This is a genomic window from Streptomyces sp. NPDC001922 (assembly GCF_042891165.1).
Taxonomy (GTDB): domain Bacteria; phylum Actinomycetota; class Actinomycetes; order Streptomycetales; family Streptomycetaceae; genus Streptomyces.
Window position 1 is genome coordinate 413,380 of record NZ_JBIASV010000001.1, and the last position, 15,566, is coordinate 428,945.

Here is a 15,566-nt window from a genome sequence, read left to right on the forward strand (position 1 = left end):
GAGAGCGGGGCCCTCCCCCGCCCTGACCGGGCGGTTTCTCCCGTATCGGGGCGGCTTCCGGGAGCGCGGCGCGGCGGGCGCGGAAAGGCGTCCGTGGGGCCCCGGCCGTAAAATCCAGACATGGGAGAGCGGCCGTTCGCGCCCGCCGCACCGGAACTCGTCCTTGAAGCCGACGGCGACTCCCGGGTGATGCGTCCCAGCCGGTCGTACCACGTGGGGCGCGATCCCTCGAGCGACATCGTGCTGAGCGATGCCAGGGTCTCCTGGCACCACGCGGTGCTGCGTCCCTCCGCGGGCCACTGGATGCTGGAGGACACCGGCAGCACCAACGGCACATACGCGAACGGGGAACGCGTCCGGCAGTCGGGGGTGGGGCCCGGCACCGTCATCCGCTTCGGCAGTCCCGCCGACGGCCCGCGCGCGGTGCTCAGCGGGCTGCCGCAGCCCCGGCGGTACGAGCGGCCGCCCGCGGTCTCCCACCCGTCCGCCACCAACACCTTCCGGCGGCCGACCTCGGTCCGTCCGCTGCCCCCGGAGCGCACCGTGCGGATCGGCCGGGCGGCCGGGAACGACCTGGTCGTCGCCGATCTGTCGGTGTCGCGGCACCACGCCGAGCTGCGGGTCACCGGGGTGGACGGCGGGCACGAGATCGTGGATCTCGGCAGCCACAACGGCACCTATCTGAACGGGCAGCGCGTGCTGCGGGCCCTGGTCGGGCCCGGTGACATCATCGGGATCGGGCACTCCGCGTTCAGCCTGGCCGGGGACGAGCTCCAGGAGTTCGTCGACACCGGCGAGGTGTCGCTCGCGGTCCAGGACCTCACGGTGCGGGTCGACCGGGGGCGCCGGACGCTGCTGGACGACGTGTCTTTTCCGGTGGGCGAAAAGCGCCTGCTCGCGGTGGTCGGACCGAGCGGCGCGGGAAAGTCGACCCTGCTCAACGCGCTGACCGGGCTGCGGCCCGCGGACCGGGGCACGGTGCTCTACGACGGCCGGGACCTGTACCGGGACTACGCGGAGCTGCGGCAGCGCATCGGGCTCGTCCCGCAGGACGACATCCTGCACACCCAGCTGACGGTGCGCCGGGCCCTCGGCTACGCCGCACGGCTGCGCTTCCCCCAGGACACCGCGAAGGCGGAGCGGCAGGCCCGGGTGGACGAGGTGATCCACGAGCTGGGTCTGGACCAGCGGGTGCGGCAGCACGTCCACAGCCTCTCCGGGGGCCAGCGCAAGCGGGTCAGCGTGGCGCTGGAGCTGCTGACGAAGCCGTCGCTGCTCTTCCTCGACGAGCCCACGTCCGGTCTCGACCCGGGCATGGACCGCTCGGTGATGCACATGCTGCGGGGGCTGGCGGACGACGGGCGGACCGTCATCGTGGTGACGCACAGCGTGCTGAGCCTGGACGTGTGCGACCGGCTGCTGGTGCTGGCGCCCGGCGGGCGGATCGCCTACTACGGGCCGCCGGAGGAGAGCCTGGCGTACTTCGGCTTCCGGGAGTGGCCGGAGGCGTTCGAGGCCTTCGAGAACGACACCGGGCGGGACTGGGCCGGGCGGTTCCGCGCCTCCGCGCAGTACCGGCGGTACATCGTGGCCGCCACGGAGCAGCCGCAGCGCCCGCGGGAACAGGCGCAGAGCTCGGTGGCGCCGCCGAAGGCCCAGAGCTGGAGGTCGCAGCTGTGGACGCTGATCCGGCGGTACGCGGCGGCGCTCGCCGCCGACCGGACCTTCCTCGCCGTCATGGTCGTGCTCCCGTTCGTGATGGGCGCGATGGCACACGCCCTCGCCGGCAGCCGGCTCGGCCGGCAGGAGGCGATGAACACCCTGCTGATCCTGTGTGTGGGGGCCGTCCTGACCGGCGCCGCCAACGCGGTACGGGAACTGGTCAAGGAGAGAACGATCTATCAGCGGGAGCGGGCCGTCGGGCTGTCCCGCTCGGCGTATCTCATGTCCAAGGTGGTGGTGCTGGGGCTGATCACCGTGGTCCAGGCGGTGGTGCTGACCGTGGTCGGGCTGTTCGGGGTGGATCTGAACGCCCCCGGCGGCGAAGGGGTGTTCCTGCCGGCCGGCGTCGAGATCGCGCTGGCCGTGGCGCTGCTGGGGTTCACGGCGATGATGCTGGGCCTGTTCGTGTCCGCCCTGGTGCGGAAGGAGGAGGTCACCATGCCGCTGCTGGTCCTCCTCGCGATCGTGCAGGTGGTGTTCTGCGGCGCGCTGCTGAAGCTGAGCGGGGTGCCGGGGCTGGACCAGCTGTCGTGGCTGGTGCCCGCGCGGTGGGGGCTGGCCGCCATGGCCGCCACGGTCGACCTGCAGCGCATCGTGCCGCAGAGCGTGGCGTCGGATCCTTTGTACGACCACTCGGCCGGGATCTGGGTGCTCGACATGAGCATGTTGGTGGTGCTGTCGGTGCTGCTGGGTTACGCGGTGACGAAGCTGCTGCGCCGCCACGAGCCGGACGTCATGCGGGAGTAGCGGGTGGTCGTGGTGCGCGGCGGAGTACCGGGCGGGTGCGGCGGCCCGTCCGGCCGGCCGGGGACGAGGCGGGGCGCGGGGCGCGGCAGGGGGCGGGACGGAGCCCGGCGCGGACGGCAGGGACGGCAGGGCACAGGAAGCGGACGGCAGGGCGTAGAAAGGAGCCGCCGATGACGACCGAGGCCGACTTCCGTCCGAGCCATGTGGTCCCCCGGGAGGGCATGGCCACCTGGTCGGCACCGGACGGTGCCAGGCCATCGGTCCCGCTGGACCCGTTGCTGCCCGTCCAGGTGGTCGACCGCCGGGGGGACTGGGCGCTGGCGCTGTGTTCCAACGGCTGGTCGGCCTGGGTGGACGGGCGGCTGCTGGTGTCCGTGCCGCGGCACCCGCCGGCGCCCGGCCGCCCCGCCGTCCGGGAGGCGGACCCCCGGCCGCTACTGGAGCGGGTGGCCGGCGAACTGGCCGAGTACCGGCGCCTGGTGGCGGAGCTGGCGGCCGGGCGGCTGGACAGCGGCGCGTTCCGGCAGCGGACCGAGGGCCGCCGGGTGGGCGTGGTCGTGGACGGCGAGTCGGTCTGGCTGTACGACGCGCACCACGAGCGGTGGTGCTACTGCGACGGCACCTCGCTGCAGACCTTCGCCACGCCGCAGGGGCCGGTGCGGGACGGGCCCTCGCCGCCGTCGTCACCACCGCCGCAGGCGCCGGGACGGGCGCCGCCGCACGGCCCCGGGGCGACGGACACCGTGCCGGAGGCGGGGGCGGGACCCGCCGACGACTCCTTCGACGAATCCGCCGAACGGACGCGGATCGTCGAGCCGGAGGCGCGGGACGCGCCCGGCCACCGGCGGACCCGGTGGGGTGACGGCCGATGACGGGGCGGGAGCGGGGTGAGCCGGGGCCGGGCGTGCCGGAGCCGAGTGGGCGGGAGCCGGACGCCGGCGCAGGTGCCGGTCCGGGTGGGGATCCGGGACCGTTCGCCGCCGCCGGGGCCGGTCCCGGTGCGTCCGAGGGCCCCGGCCGGCGGGTCGCCGCGTACCGGCTGGAGCAGGAGATCGGGCGGGGCGGCATGGCCGTCGTCTACCGGGCGGAGGACCTGCGGCTGGGCCGCACGGTCGCGGTCAAGCTGCTCGCCCCCGAACTCGCCCGCAACGAGACGTTCCGCCGGCGGTTCGAGCTGGAGTCCCGGGTGGCCGCGGCGATCGACCATCCGCACATCGTGCCGGTCTTCGAGGCCGGGGAGACGGACGGCGTGCTCTTCATCGCCATGCGCTACGTCGAGGGCCGCGACCTGCGGGCGCTGCTCGACCGGGACGGCCCGCTGTCCATCGAGGACGCCTGCCGGATCGCCGTCCAGGTGGCGTCCGCCCTGGACGCGGCCCATGCGCACGAACTGGTGCACCGGGACGTCAAACCCGGGAACATCCTCGTCGCCGAGGGCACCGACGCCGACCACCCCGAGCACGTCTACCTCACGGACTTCGGGCTGACGAAACGGGCGCTGGCCCTCAGCGGGTTCACCAGCGCCGGGCAGTTCGTGGGGACGCTCTCCTACGTGGCGCCGGAGCAGATCTCCGGCCGCCCGGTCGACGGCCGCTGCGACGTCTACAGCCTGGCCTGCGTCGTCTTCGAGGCGCTGACGGGCGCCCCGCCGTTCCGCCGCGAGGACGACATCGCCCTGCTCTGGGCGCACCAGAACGACCCGCCGCCGGTGCTCTCCGAACGGCGGCCGGAACTGCCGCCCGCCGCGGACGAGGTGATGGCCAGGGCCCTGGCCAAGGCGCCCGGCGACCGCTACGGCACCTGCCGGGAGTTCGTGTCGGAGCTGCGCGCGGCGGGCCGGACCGTACGGCCCTCGGACGCCGGGCACCGGCGGCCCGCGGAGCGGACGCCGACCCGGCTCGATGTGCGGCCGGGCACCCCGGAACCGCCGTCGGCCCCTCCCCCGCCGCCGCGCTGGGCGGCACCGGTCTTCGCCGTGCGGCGCGGCTGAGCACACCACGGCCCGACGGCGACGGGCCTCCCGCTCACCGCGGTGCAGGCCGCCCGGGAGGCGGGCGCCGAGGTCGTGGCGGTCGTGACACAACCACGACCACTGCCACGACCACACCGTCCCCGGAACAGCGGCCCAGCGCCCAGGACCGCGGCCCCCAACTCCAGCCCTCGCTCAGGGTTTTACCTGGTCGGGCGGCTCGCCGGCGGTCACCTGCCCTGTGGAATGATCGAACAGAGTCGTTGCGAGGGGGAATCGTCATGACCGTCACCGTCCGGTCGGCCGCCACGGAGGACCGGCCCGCGCTGCTGCTGCGCCCCTGGGAGGACGGCGACGCGGACGCGCTGATCGAGGCGTACCGCGATCCCGCCGTGGGCCGGGCGAAGACACTGCGCGTGACGAACCACGAGGACGCCCGTCGCTGGCTGGACATCGAACGGCGGGGCTGGGCCGACGGGCACCGCTTCTCCTTCGCCGTGCTCACGGCCGCGGCGGACGGCGGGGACGAACCGGTGGGGTACGTGGTGCTGAAGCGTCCGGATCCCGCCGGGCCGCGAGCCGAGGTCGGCTACTGGACCATGCCGCGCGCCCGGGGGCTGGGGGTGGCTCCCCGCGCCCTGGAAGCGCTGACCCACTGGGCCTTCGAGACCTTCGCCGCCGAGGGGCTCGAGGAGTTGGAACTGCTGCACCAGGCGGACAACCCCGCCTCCTGCCGGGTGGCGGAGAAGGGCGGTTTCCCCTTCGTCCGGGTACTGCCGCCCCGGCCGCCGGAGTTTCCGCTGGACGAACACCTGCACCTGAGGCGGGCCCCGGCCTGAGCCACCGGGCCGGGCGCGGGCGGTCCGGCCTGCCGGGACGAGGCCGTCACGCCGGACCGGTGCGTCGCCGCCGCCCGAACACCGTGACGCTCCGAACACGGTGGTGCTCCGAACACCGCGACGCCCCGGACACCGCGACGCCCCGGGCCCGGCCGCGGTCCGCCGGCTCCGGAGCGGAACGGCCCGCGCCTACCGGCCGGACGGGCCGCCCGCGCCCTGCCCCCGGGCCTCCTCGCCCCGCGCCTCGACCGCCCCGTGGTGGCGTACGCGCAGGGCGAGCAGTCCGCCGAGGAAGCCCGCGGCCAGGCCCCACAGTGCGCCGAAGCCGATCAGCGGCAGGAAGTTCGCCCGCAGGGAGACCTCGCCGCCGAGCCCGCCGCCGAGGTCCCCGACACCGATCACGGTGAGGCCGTAGTGCGCGAAGATCCTGGTCAGCAGCCCGATCACCAGCATGGTCAGGGCCATCGCCAGCCCGAGGTGCCAGGCGTGCTGCCAGGGCCGGATCCGGGCGGGTGAGCGGACCGCGGTGAGGAAGCCCGCCGCGAGCAGCGCGATCACGGCCACGACGACCAGCACCCAGGCCCGGTCGTCGCGTTCGGCGACCGCGGCCAGATCGAGCGTCGCGTTCCCGCCGCCGGACGTGCGCAGCACCTCGTCGAGCACCCGCGGCACGGGCAGGCCGATGCCCTCGGCCACCCGGCCGTCCCAGGAGCCGCCGATGCCGACGCCGAACGCCAGCCACACCAGGTTGGGCAGCCCGAGCAGCAGGGCGGCCAGGGTCTCCGCGGGGTGCCCGCGGGTGGCGGCCACCACCAGGCCGACGACCACGCCGATCGCCACGTAGAGCAGCAGCACCGCCACCATCGCGAACGCGGGTGGCCGGACGGACTCCTGGAAGTGCAGCAGCCGGGACGGCAGCGGGGCGCGGTGGGAGACGAGGAAGGTGAGAGCCAGCACGGCCAGCAGCCACAGCAGGCCGAACCCCAACGTGGCCGGGACGTCGGCCCGGAAACCCACGGTCGGGTTGGCGTCGAGCAGATCGCCGATGTCCTCGGCCAGGCCGCCGCCCACGGACACCTCGAACGTGTGGCGGGCGAGGAGGGCGAGCAGCACCAGCATCAGGCACCACAGCACCGCCGTACGGACGACCCGGTCGAGCACCTCCCGGCCCGTGGCCACCGCCCGGTGCCGCAGCGGCAGCAGGAAGAGCACCGCCATGACGAGGGCACCGGCGAGCGTCACCGACAGCGGGACGACCTCGACGGCCGCGTCCGTCTGCGCCAGGAACCCGGCGTCGCCGGAGAGTTGCACCTCCCCCCCGACCGCCATGACGACCATGGCCACGACCACCCGGGGGTACGCCTCGCCCGGCAGGTGCGGGGCGCCCGCCGCCCACAGGCCGAGGCAGGCGACGACCAGCATCGTGACCGCACCCGCCAGCACCACCACCAGCGCGTCCAGCCAGGCGCGCACGGGCAGCAGGGCCGGTGGTTCGCTCCCCGTGGCACCCGGGGCGGGGCGTCGCATCTGGCTCACGCAGTCTCCTACGGACTCACGCCACGTCCTACCGACTCACACCGTCTACGGACTTCACGCTGTCTGCCTGCGGACCCGCGCCGCCTCCCGCGGGCGGGAGCGTCGCGGGGGCGCCCCGACCGGATGGCCCGATTCCTCGTCCCACCGTAAGCACGGGGCCGCCGCCCCGCTTGCGGACGGTGAGGATGTGCCGCACACAATGAGACGAAACAGACCATTGGGGTCAAGGCTGTCTCCCGGAAGCCCGCGCCACGGGCGCTCCGGGAACCCCGTGCCACGCCCCTCCACCCGCGGAACCGCGCCCGGGTCCCTCCCGGGAGCCCGGCGCCCTGCTCCCTCCCCGGGCACTCGGCGCCCTCCGACATGTTCCCGGGACGGGTGCTCCGCGCCGCGGAGCGGCCGGGCCGCCGTACGGCTCGGAGGTTCGCCGGCTGTTCGGAGGTTCGCCGCGCAGACCGGGATCACGCCGGGAAGGAGAGCCCGTGACCTCCCCACCCCCGCCCGGCCGCCGTCCGACGGGCCCGCCGTCGGGGCCGCTGTCCGGCCGGCCGACGGAGCCCGGCTCCTCCGGTCCGCCCGGCGCCTCCGGCCCACCGGGCTCGTCCGAGCCGTCGGAGCCGCTCATTCCGGGACCGCCGGAGGGCCCGCCGCCAGGCGGCTCCGGTGGATTCGGCGGCGGTCCGGAGGGGCCGGGAGAGCCGGGCGGCGGGCCGGGCGGGCGCGGACCGCGCCGCCCGTGGTGGCGCTCGGTTCCGCATCTCGCCGCGCTCGCCGGGCTGCTGGCGGCGGCCGTCGCGGTGATCCTCGTCCTCACCCGGTCGGCCGACGAGCCCGGTACGGGCGAGGTGTTCCTCCAGGCGGCCACCGACGGGGGCCGCGACCCGTTCACCGCGTCCACCGCCGAGGACTCCTCCGCCCCGGAGCGCCCCACCGCCACCCCGAGCGCGCCGTCCGCGACCGGCGGCACCCCGAGCATCACCGGCTCGACGCCCGGCCTCTACGGCGGCACCCGCAACGTCGCGAGCTGCGACGTCGAGCAGCAGATCGACTTCCTGGCCCGGAACCGGGACAAGGCCGCGGCGTTCGCCGGGGTCGTGGGCATCCCGCCGAGCCGGATCCCCTCGTACCTGCGCTCGCTCACGCCGGTGCAGCTGCGCCTGGACACCCGGGTGACCAACCACGGCTACCGGAACGGCGAGGATGCCGCCTACCAGGCGGTCCTCCAGGCCGGAACGGCCGTCCTGGTCGGTCCGCACGGGCTGCCCCGGGTGCGCTGCGCCTGCGGGAACCCGCTGCAGCCGCCGGTGGCCGTGGAGCGGAACCCGAAGCAGGTGGGGCAGGCCTGGCCCGGTTACCAGCAGTCGAACGTGGTGGTCGTGGCCCCGGCGTCCCGGGTGATCGACGTCTTCGTGCTGTTCGACCCGGAGACGGGCACCTGGTTCGAACGCCGCCGCGGTGACGACACGGCACGGAACGACCGGCGCACGAGCCGCCCCTCCGACATCCCGGCGGCCTCCCCCGCGCCGCCGACCCGGGACGCCTCACCACCGACCCGGGGGCCCCGGACCCCGGAGAGGTCCGAGCCTCCGGACACCGCCACGTCCCGGCCGCCCGAGACCCCGACGAGTGCGCCGACCGGCCCGGACAGCCCCGCCCCCGACGGCACACCACCGTGACCGTGCCGGGCCCGCTCGCCCGGGAGCGCCGGGAAGCGCCCGGAGCCGGTCAGGCCACCCACTGGTCCCAGGCCAGCTTGCACACCAGGCCCACCACCACGACCACCAGGACGCCCCGTACGAAGCCGCTCCCCCGCTTCAGCGCCATGCGCGCGCCCACCGTGCCGCCCGCCAGGTTGAAGACGGCCATCAGGGCGGCGAGCCGCCAGAGCACCGTGCCCTGGACGGAGAACGTCGCCAGCGCGCCCAGATTGGTGCAGACATTGACGACCTTGGTCGTGGCGGAGGCCGTCACCAGGTCCATGTGGAGGATCGCGGCGAGGGCGATGACCAGGAAGGTGCCCGTTCCGGGGCCCAGCAGGCCGTCGTAGAAGCCGATGCCCAGCCCCGCCACCAGCACGGCGGCGACGACGCGCCGCCGGGTCGCGGGGCCGGGTGCGGGCGCCGTGCCGAAGGCCGGCCGGAGCAGGACGAACGCCAGCACCCCGAGGAGCACCACCATGATCAGTGGCCGCAGCACCGCGCTGTCGATGCCCGCCGCGAACGAGGCTCCCGCGAGCGAGCCGGCCAGTGCCGCCAGCCCGATCCGGACGGCCGTCCGGACGTCGACCGGGGCCCGGCGCACGTAGGTGACCGCGGCGGCGGAGGTGCCGACGACCGCCACGGCCTTGTTGGTGCCCAGGACGTACACCGGCGGGAGGTGCGGCAGGCCGACCAGCAGGGCGGGGAGTTGGAGCAGACCGCCGCCGCCCACCACCGCGTCGATCCAGCCCGCCGCGGCGGCCGCGAGGCACAGCAGGAGCAGCGTTGTCAGAGATATGTCGGGCACCGCGGCAGCCTACGTGCCGCCCGTCCTCGGCCTCCCGTCGCCCGGCCGGTCGTCCCGCGGCTTGCCGGGCCCCGGGTCGCGCCCGGCCATCCGTCCGCGAGACGCGGCAGTGGGGCCGGTCCTGTGCGGTGTCCGGCCGACTGCCCCGGCACCGGGAGCCGGCACGGCCCGCCCCCGCACGCCGTCGCCCCCGCGAACGGGGCTCACAGTTCCCCGCCGGGCGCGCTGAGGGCAGCGTTGCGCACGGGAAACAGGGGTGATGCGGGCGGGAAACGCACACCCCGCAGGCTTCGGAGCATGGCACCCGCGCAGCACGACCCCGCCCGCGCCGCCGGCCACCGCATCACGGTGGTCGGCGGCGGCATGGCCGCTGCCCGGCTGGTGCAGCAACTGGCGGCGCGCGGCGGCGCGGACGACGCTCCGCCGCCGGCCGTCACGGTGATCGGCGAGGAGTCCCACGCGCCGTACAACCGGGTGCTGCTCGCCGACGTCCTGGCCGGCCGGTACGCGCCCGAGGTGATCGGGCTGCCCGCCCCGCCGTCCGCGGCGACCTGGCTGACCGGTGTCCGCGCCGTGCGGCTGGACCGCGCGGCGGGCGAGGTGATCTGCGACGACGGGCGGCGCGTCCCGTACGACGCGCTGGTGCTGGCCACCGGTTCGAACCCGGTCCTGCCGCCGCTGCGCGGCCTGTTCGGGCCGGACGGCCATGACCTCCCCGAGGGGGTGCACGCCTTCCGCACGCTGGACGACTGTCTCGCGCTGGCCGCCGCCGTCCGGCCCGGCACCCGGGCCGTGGTCATCGGCGGCGGGCTCCTGGGGGTGTCCGCCGCCCGCGCGCTGGCCTCCCGCGACGCGCAGGTGGTCCTGGCGCAGCAGGGCGAGCGGCTGATGGAGCGCCAACTCGACGCGGGGGCCTCGCGGCTGCTGCACGGGCACCTGACGGGGCTGGGGGTCGAGGTGCACACCGAGTGCCGGGTCCGGGGTCTGCGCCTGCGGCCCGCCGGAGGCGAGGGCACGGACCGGGCCGTCTCGGCCGTCGAACTCGCGGACGGCTTCCGGCTCGACGCCGATCTCGTCGTCCTGGCCTGCGGGGTCCGCCCCCGCGTGGGCCTGGCGCGGGCCGCCGGTCTGCGGACCGGCCGCGGCATCGTCGTCGACGACCGGCTGCGCACCTCGGACCCCCGGATTCACGCCATCGGCGACTGCGCGGAGCACCACGGCGTGCTGTACGGCCTGGCCGGACCGGCGCAGGAGCAGGCCGACGCGCTCGCGGACCTCCTCACCGGAGACGCCGGGGACACCCCCGGTTACACCGGGACCCGCTCGCTGACCCGGCTCACGCTCTCCGGGCTCGGGCCCCGAGGGGACCGGGCCGGGGCGCCGGACGCCGGCGCTCCCGCCACGGGAACCGTTCCCACCACGGGAACCGCCCGCGACACCCCCGACGCCACCGGCGCAGCGGCCCGCCGCGCGACCGCCACCGGCCCGGCCACCGCGGCCGGCGCATCCGCCCCCGCCCCGCTCCCCGAACCGGCCGCCGCCCCCGGGCCGTTCGACCTCGCCGCGTTCGGCGAGACCGAACCCGCCCCCGGCGACGACGTCATCCACCTCTCCGACGCCACCCGCGGCGCGTACCGGAAGGTCGTCGTCCGCGGCGACCGGCTCGTCGGAGGCATCCTGCTCGGCGATCTCGGCACCGTCGGTGCGCTCGCCCGCACCTGGGAGGGCGACGAGCCGCTGCCCTCCGCCCCGCTGCTCCACCTGCTCACCAACGATGGAGGCTCCTGATCATGGCGCTCGCGTCCCTGCCCACGATTGTGCTGATCGGCCACGGGATGGTCGGCCAGCGCTTCCTCGAGGCCCTCGCCGACCGCGGAGTCACCGACCGGGCGCGCGTCGTCGTGCTGTGCGAGGAGCCCCGCGCGGCGTACGACCGGGTCCAGCTGACCTCGTACTTCTCCGGCCGGACCCCCGACGACCTCTCCCTCGTCGAGGCGGACTTCATGGCGCGCCACGGCATCGAGCTGCACCTCGGCGACCCGGCGGAGTCCGTCGACCGCGCCGCCCGCACCGTGACCTCGCGCGCCGGGCTGACCATCGGGTACGACACCCTCGTCCTGGCCACCGGGTCCTACCCGTTCGTGCCGCCCGTCCCGGGCAAGGACGCGACCGGCTGCTTCGTCTACCGCACGGTCGAGGACCTGCTCGCGATCGAGGAGTACGCGCAGGGCCGGACCACCGGCGCCGTCGTCGGCGGCGGGCTGCTCGGGCTGGAGGCCGCCGGGGCGCTCAAGGGCCTCGGACTGGACACCCACATCGTCGAGTTCAACCCCCGTCTGATGCCCGTCCAGGTGGACGAGGGCGGTGGCGCGGCGCTGCGCCGCACGGTCGAGGAGATGGGGCTGACCGTGCACACCGGCGTCGGCACCCAGGAGATCACCACGGACGGGGACGGCGCGGTCACGGGCATGTCCCTGTCCGACGGCTCCGAGCTCACCACCGGGCTCGTCGTCTTCTCCGCCGGGGTGCGCCCGCGGGACCAGCTCGCCAGGGAGTGCGGGCTGACCGTGGGCGAGCGCGGCGGCATCAGCGTGGACGAGCACTGCCTGACCTCCGATCCGTCGGTGTACGCGATCGGCGAGTGCGCGCTGGCCGCCGACGGCCGGGTCTACGGCCTCGTCGCGCCCGGCTACGAGATGGCCGAGACCGCCGCGGACGCCATCGCGGGCCGGGCCCCGGACGCGTCGGGCTTCACCGGGGCCGACACCTCCACGAAGCTCAAGCTGCTCGGGGTGGACGTCGCCTCCTTCGGCGACGCGCACGGCACCGCCCCCGGCTGCCTCGACGTCGTCTACGCCGACTCCCGCGCCGGGATCTACAAGAAGCTGGTGGTCGGGGCGGAGGGCACCCTGCTGGGCGGCGTACTGGTCGGGGACGCCGACGCGTACGGCATGCTGCGGCCCCTCACCGGGACGGTGCCGCCGCTCCCGCCCGAGCAGCTGGTGCTGCCGGCCGGCGCGGGGGCGCCCGCCGCGCTCGGCCCGTCGGCGCTGCCCGACGACGCGGTCGTCTGCAACTGCCACAACGTCACCAAGGTCGCCATCCGCACCGCCGTCACCGAGCACCGCTGCACCGATGTCCCGGCCGTGAAGAAGTGCACCAAGGCGGGCACCGGCTGCGGCAGTTGCGTCAAGGTGCTCACCACCCTCGTCAACGACGAGCTGGAGGCCGGCGGCATCACGGTCGACAAGGGGCTGTGCGGCTGCTTCGAGCAGACCCGGGCCGAGCTGTACGAGATCGTGCGGGTCCGCGGCCTCACCACGCACGCCCAGGTGCTCGACGAGCACGGGCGGGAGGCGGCCCGCGGCGGCGACGGCTGCGAGATCTGCAAGCCCACCCTGGGCTCGATCATCGCCTCGCTCGCCCCCTCGATCGGCGCGGACGGCTATGTCCTCGCGGGCGAGCAGGCCGCCCTCCAGGACACCAACGACCACTTCCTCGCCAACCTCCAGCGGAACGGTTCGTACTCGGTGGTGCCCCGGATCCCCGGCGGGGAGATCACCCCCGAGAAGCTCATCGTGATCGGCGAGGTCGCCCGGGACTTCGGCCTCTACACCAAGATCACCGGCGGTCAGCGCATCGACCTGTTCGGCGCGAGCGTCGACCAGCTGCCGCGGATCTGGGCCCGGCTGGTCGACGCCGGCTTCGAGTCCGGCCACGCCTACGGCAAGGCGCTGCGCACGGTGAAGTCGTGCGTGGGGCAGACCTGGTGCCGCTACGGAGTGCAGGACTCGGTCCGGATGGCGATCGACCTGGAGCTGCGCTACCGGGGGCTGCGCAGCCCGCACAAGCTGAAGTCGGCGGTGTCCGGGTGCGCCCGCGAGTGCGCCGAGGCGCGCGGCAAGGACTTCGGGGTGATCGCCACCTCCAACGGCTGGAACCTCTACGTCGGCGGCAACGGCGGCGCCGACCCCCGGCACGCCGATCTGCTCGCCCAGGACCTCTCCGACGCCGAACTGATCCGGCTGATCGACCGGTTCCTGATGTTCTACATCCGCACCGCCGACCGGCTGGAGCGCACCTCCGCCTGGCTGGAGCGCATCGAGGGCGGGCTGGACCACGTACGGGACGTGGTGGTCCACGACTCGCTCGGCCTCTGCGACGAGCTGGAGCAGCTGATGGCCGACCACGTCGCCGGCTACCGCGACGAGTGGGCGGCGACCCTCGACGACCCCGACCGGCTGCGGCGCTTCGTCTCCTTCGTCAACGCGCCCGGCACGCCGGACCCGTCGGTGCGGTTCGTCCCCGAACGCGACCAGGTGAAGCCCGATCTGACCGTGCTGGCCGGTCCCGTCCTTCCTGTCCGGACCCTCGAAGGGAGCTCTGCCCGATGACACTCGCCCCGGAACACCCGCTCGCCCCCGAACGGCTCACCACGCGCGTCGAACTGCTCGTCGACCAGCGGTGGCTGGCCGTCTGCGACCTCGCCGCGCTCACCCCCGGGCGGGGAGTCGCCGCCCTGCTGCCGGACGGCCGGCAGGTCGCGGTGTTCCTGGACCGCGGGGGCGCCGTGTACGCGATCGGCAACCAGGACCCGTTCACCGGCGCGTACGTGCTCTCCCGCGGGCTGGTCGGCCGGACCGCGGAGGACGGCGGAGGCGCAGCCGGGGAGGCCGACGGCGGGAACCCCGCGGCGGCGGGCACCGACGGCCCAGGCGCGCGGGCGTTCGTGGCCTCGCCGCTGCTCAAGCAGCGTTTCTGCCTCACCACCGGCCGCTGTCTGGACGACGCGTCGGTGACCGTGCCCGCGTTCGCCGTCCGGGTCGGCTGACCCGGCTCGGCGGCCGGCCGTACGCCGGAGTCGGCGGGCGCGGCGGTGGTGCCCCCGGCCCGGGCAGCCGCCCGGCCCACCGGGGGTTCGGGGGCGGGCCGGGACACCGTGGGGCCGGTGGGAACGCCGGTGCCCCTGGGGTTCCGGCCCGCGCGGGAGCACCGGCACCCGCCGTGCCGCCCCTCGCGCTACGGCACGGCCGCGCCTAGGCTGACTCGCGGGTCACGCCCGCGGACGAGGCCGGCAACGGCACGGCCTCGGACGGGGCGGCGGGCGCCCTCCGGCGACGAGGCGAGGAGACCGGTCATGACGGGCTGGACCGCGAACGACATTCCGGATCAGGCCGGGCGCACCGCCGTGGTGACCGGCGCCAACAGCGGCCTCGGCTATGTGACCGCCCGCGAGCTCGCCCGCCGGGGAGCCCATGTGGTGCTCGCCTGCCGGGACGCCACGCGCGGCAAGGAGGCCGAGGCCCTCATCCGGAGCGACGTCCCGGACGCCGACGTGCAGTTCGCCCCGCTCGACCTCGCGGATCTCTCCTCCGTGCACGACTTCGCCCGGTCCTTCGAGCGCGACCGGCTCGACCTGCTGATCAACAACGCGGGGGTGATGGCCCTCCCGCACCGGCGGACCATCGACGGCTTCGAGATGCAGTTCGGGGTGAACCACCTGGGGCACTTCGCCCTGACCGGCCTGCTCCTGCCGAAGCTGCTCGCGACGCCCGCGGGCGCGCGGATCGTGACGGTCTCCAGCGGGCTGCACGTCCTGTCCACCATCGATCCGCGTGACCTCAACAGCGAGCGCGGATACCGCCGCTGGGTGGCGTACGCGCGGTCCAAGAGCGCCAACCTGCTGTTCGTCCACGAGCTGGCGCGACGGCTGACCCGCGCGCACGCCCCGGTGACGGCCGCCGCCGCACACCCCGGCTACGCCTCCACCCACCTGGCCACCGCGGGGGTGCGGATGGAGGGCCGCCGGGCGGCCGAGAAGATCGTGTCCGCGGGCAACCGGCTGCTGGCCCAGCCCGCCGGGAGCGGCGCACTGCCCTCCCTGTACGCCGCCACCGCCCCCGGGGTGCACCAGGACGCCTACATCGGCCCGCGGCTGCACTGGCGCGGCGCGCCGGTCCCCGCCCGACGGGCCCCGTGGACCCGCAACGACCTGGCAGGCGAGCAGCTCTGGGGCGCCTCCGAGCGGCTGACCGGGGTGGCGTACGCGGCGCTGGAGCGGTAGAGGCCTGTGACGGCGGCCCTCGGCCCGGCTCCCGCCTTACCCGCGGGCCGGCCGGGGCCTCGGCCGTCCACGGCCTGCCCGGGACGGGGCCCTGCCGGGGGAGCACCCGCACCCCGGCCCTCGGCTCCGGCCACCCGGCCGCCATCGGCGCTCCACCGCACCACGGCACAGCCGTCCTCCGGTT

General features: G+C 75.5%; 11 protein-coding genes. 9 read left to right on the forward strand and 2 right to left on the reverse strand.

The window, feature by feature from the left end; all coding sequences use genetic code 11:
• Window positions 1-120 precede the first annotated feature (120 nt).
• The 4 genes from ACFYYR_RS01775 to ACFYYR_RS01790 all read left to right on the forward strand — a co-directional run bounded on the left by ACFYYR_RS01775 (window position 121) and on the right by ACFYYR_RS01790 (window position 5,277).
• Window positions 121-2,469, forward strand: coding sequence for an FHA domain-containing protein (locus ACFYYR_RS01775; protein WP_388845722.1), 2,349 nt, complete (start codon window positions 121-123; stop codon window positions 2,467-2,469).
• 170 nt (window positions 2,470-2,639) lie between these two features.
• The gene (locus tag ACFYYR_RS01780; protein ID WP_388845725.1) at window positions 2,640-3,341 is read left to right on the forward strand and encodes a hypothetical protein; all 702 of its coding nucleotides are present in this window, start codon (window positions 2,640-2,642) and stop codon (window positions 3,339-3,341) included.
• A gap of 32 nt (window positions 3,342-3,373) precedes the next feature.
• Window positions 3,374-4,459, forward strand: coding sequence for a serine/threonine-protein kinase (locus tag ACFYYR_RS01785; protein ID WP_388845728.1), 1,086 nt, complete (start codon window positions 3,374-3,376; stop codon window positions 4,457-4,459).
• Between the two features lie 260 nt (window positions 4,460-4,719).
• Window positions 4,720-5,277, forward strand: a complete 558-nt coding sequence (locus ACFYYR_RS01790; RefSeq protein WP_388845731.1) for a GNAT family N-acetyltransferase — start codon at window positions 4,720-4,722, stop codon at window positions 5,275-5,277.
• A 189-nt stretch (window positions 5,278-5,466) separates the two neighbouring features.
• Here ACFYYR_RS01790 and ACFYYR_RS01795 read toward each other — a convergent pair whose 3' ends face one another.
• Entirely contained in the window at window positions 5,467-6,804 is a 1,338-nt protein-coding gene (locus tag ACFYYR_RS01795; protein WP_388846415.1) for a streptophobe family protein, read from the reverse strand.
• Between the two features lie 491 nt (window positions 6,805-7,295).
• Here ACFYYR_RS01795 and ACFYYR_RS01800 point away from each other — a divergent pair, with 491 nt between their 5' ends.
• Window positions 7,296-8,489 (forward strand): DUF6777 domain-containing protein, encoded by a 1,194-nt coding sequence (locus tag ACFYYR_RS01800; RefSeq protein ID WP_388845734.1) that lies wholly within the window; start codon window positions 7,296-7,298, stop codon window positions 8,487-8,489.
• Window positions 8,490-8,538: 49 nt separating this feature from the next.
• Here ACFYYR_RS01800 and ACFYYR_RS01805 read toward each other — a convergent pair whose 3' ends face one another.
• Window positions 8,539-9,318, reverse strand: coding sequence for a sulfite exporter TauE/SafE family protein (locus tag ACFYYR_RS01805; RefSeq protein ID WP_388845737.1), 780 nt, complete (start codon window positions 9,316-9,318; stop codon window positions 8,539-8,541).
• Window positions 9,319-9,660: 342 nt separating this feature from the next.
• Here ACFYYR_RS01805 and ACFYYR_RS01810 point away from each other — a divergent pair, with 342 nt between their 5' ends.
• From ACFYYR_RS01810 to ACFYYR_RS01825, 4 genes are all read left to right on the forward strand, one after another.
• Complete coding sequence (locus ACFYYR_RS01810; RefSeq protein WP_388846416.1) at window positions 9,661-11,106, forward strand: NAD(P)/FAD-dependent oxidoreductase; 1,446 nt, start codon at window positions 9,661-9,663, stop codon at window positions 11,104-11,106.
• A 2-nt stretch (window positions 11,107-11,108) separates the two neighbouring features.
• Window positions 11,109-13,712: a nitrite reductase large subunit NirB gene (gene nirB, locus ACFYYR_RS01815; protein WP_388845740.1), complete on the forward strand. Its 2,604-nt coding sequence runs from the start codon at window positions 11,109-11,111 to the stop codon at window positions 13,710-13,712.
• The gene (locus ACFYYR_RS01820) at window positions 13,709-14,149 is read left to right on the forward strand and encodes a nitrite reductase (NAD(P)H) small subunit (RefSeq protein ID WP_388845743.1); all 441 of its coding nucleotides are present in this window, start codon (window positions 13,709-13,711) and stop codon (window positions 14,147-14,149) included. The genes nirB and ACFYYR_RS01820 overlap by 4 nt, the downstream gene beginning before the upstream one ends.
• Before the next feature lie 306 nt (window positions 14,150-14,455).
• Window positions 14,456-15,382: an oxidoreductase gene (locus ACFYYR_RS01825; protein ID WP_388845745.1), complete on the forward strand. Its 927-nt coding sequence runs from the start codon at window positions 14,456-14,458 to the stop codon at window positions 15,380-15,382.
• The last annotated feature ends 184 nt before the right edge of the window (window positions 15,383-15,566 follow it).

What these genes read in the sequence shown, in the direction of transcription:
- ACFYYR_RS01775 (WP_388845722.1), top strand. Translation starts at nt 121, where the DNA reads ATGGGAGAGCGGCCGTTCGCGCCCGCCGCACCGGAACTCGTCCTTGAA.
- ACFYYR_RS01780 (WP_388845725.1), top strand. Translation starts at nt 2,640, where the DNA reads ATGACGACCGAGGCCGACTTCCGTCCGAGCCATGTGGTCCCCCGGGAG.
- ACFYYR_RS01790 (WP_388845731.1), top strand. Translation starts at nt 4,720, where the DNA reads ATGACCGTCACCGTCCGGTCGGCCGCCACGGAGGACCGGCCCGCGCTG.
- ACFYYR_RS01795 (WP_388846415.1), bottom strand. Translation starts at nt 6,804, where the DNA reads ATGCGACGCCCCGCCCCGGGTGCCACGGGGAGCGAACCACCGGCCCTG.
- nirB (WP_388845740.1), top strand. Translation starts at nt 11,109, where the DNA reads ATGGCGCTCGCGTCCCTGCCCACGATTGTGCTGATCGGCCACGGGATG.
- ACFYYR_RS01820 (WP_388845743.1), top strand. Translation starts at nt 13,709, where the DNA reads ATGACACTCGCCCCGGAACACCCGCTCGCCCCCGAACGGCTCACCACG.
- ACFYYR_RS01825 (WP_388845745.1), top strand. Translation starts at nt 14,456, where the DNA reads ATGACGGGCTGGACCGCGAACGACATTCCGGATCAGGCCGGGCGCACC.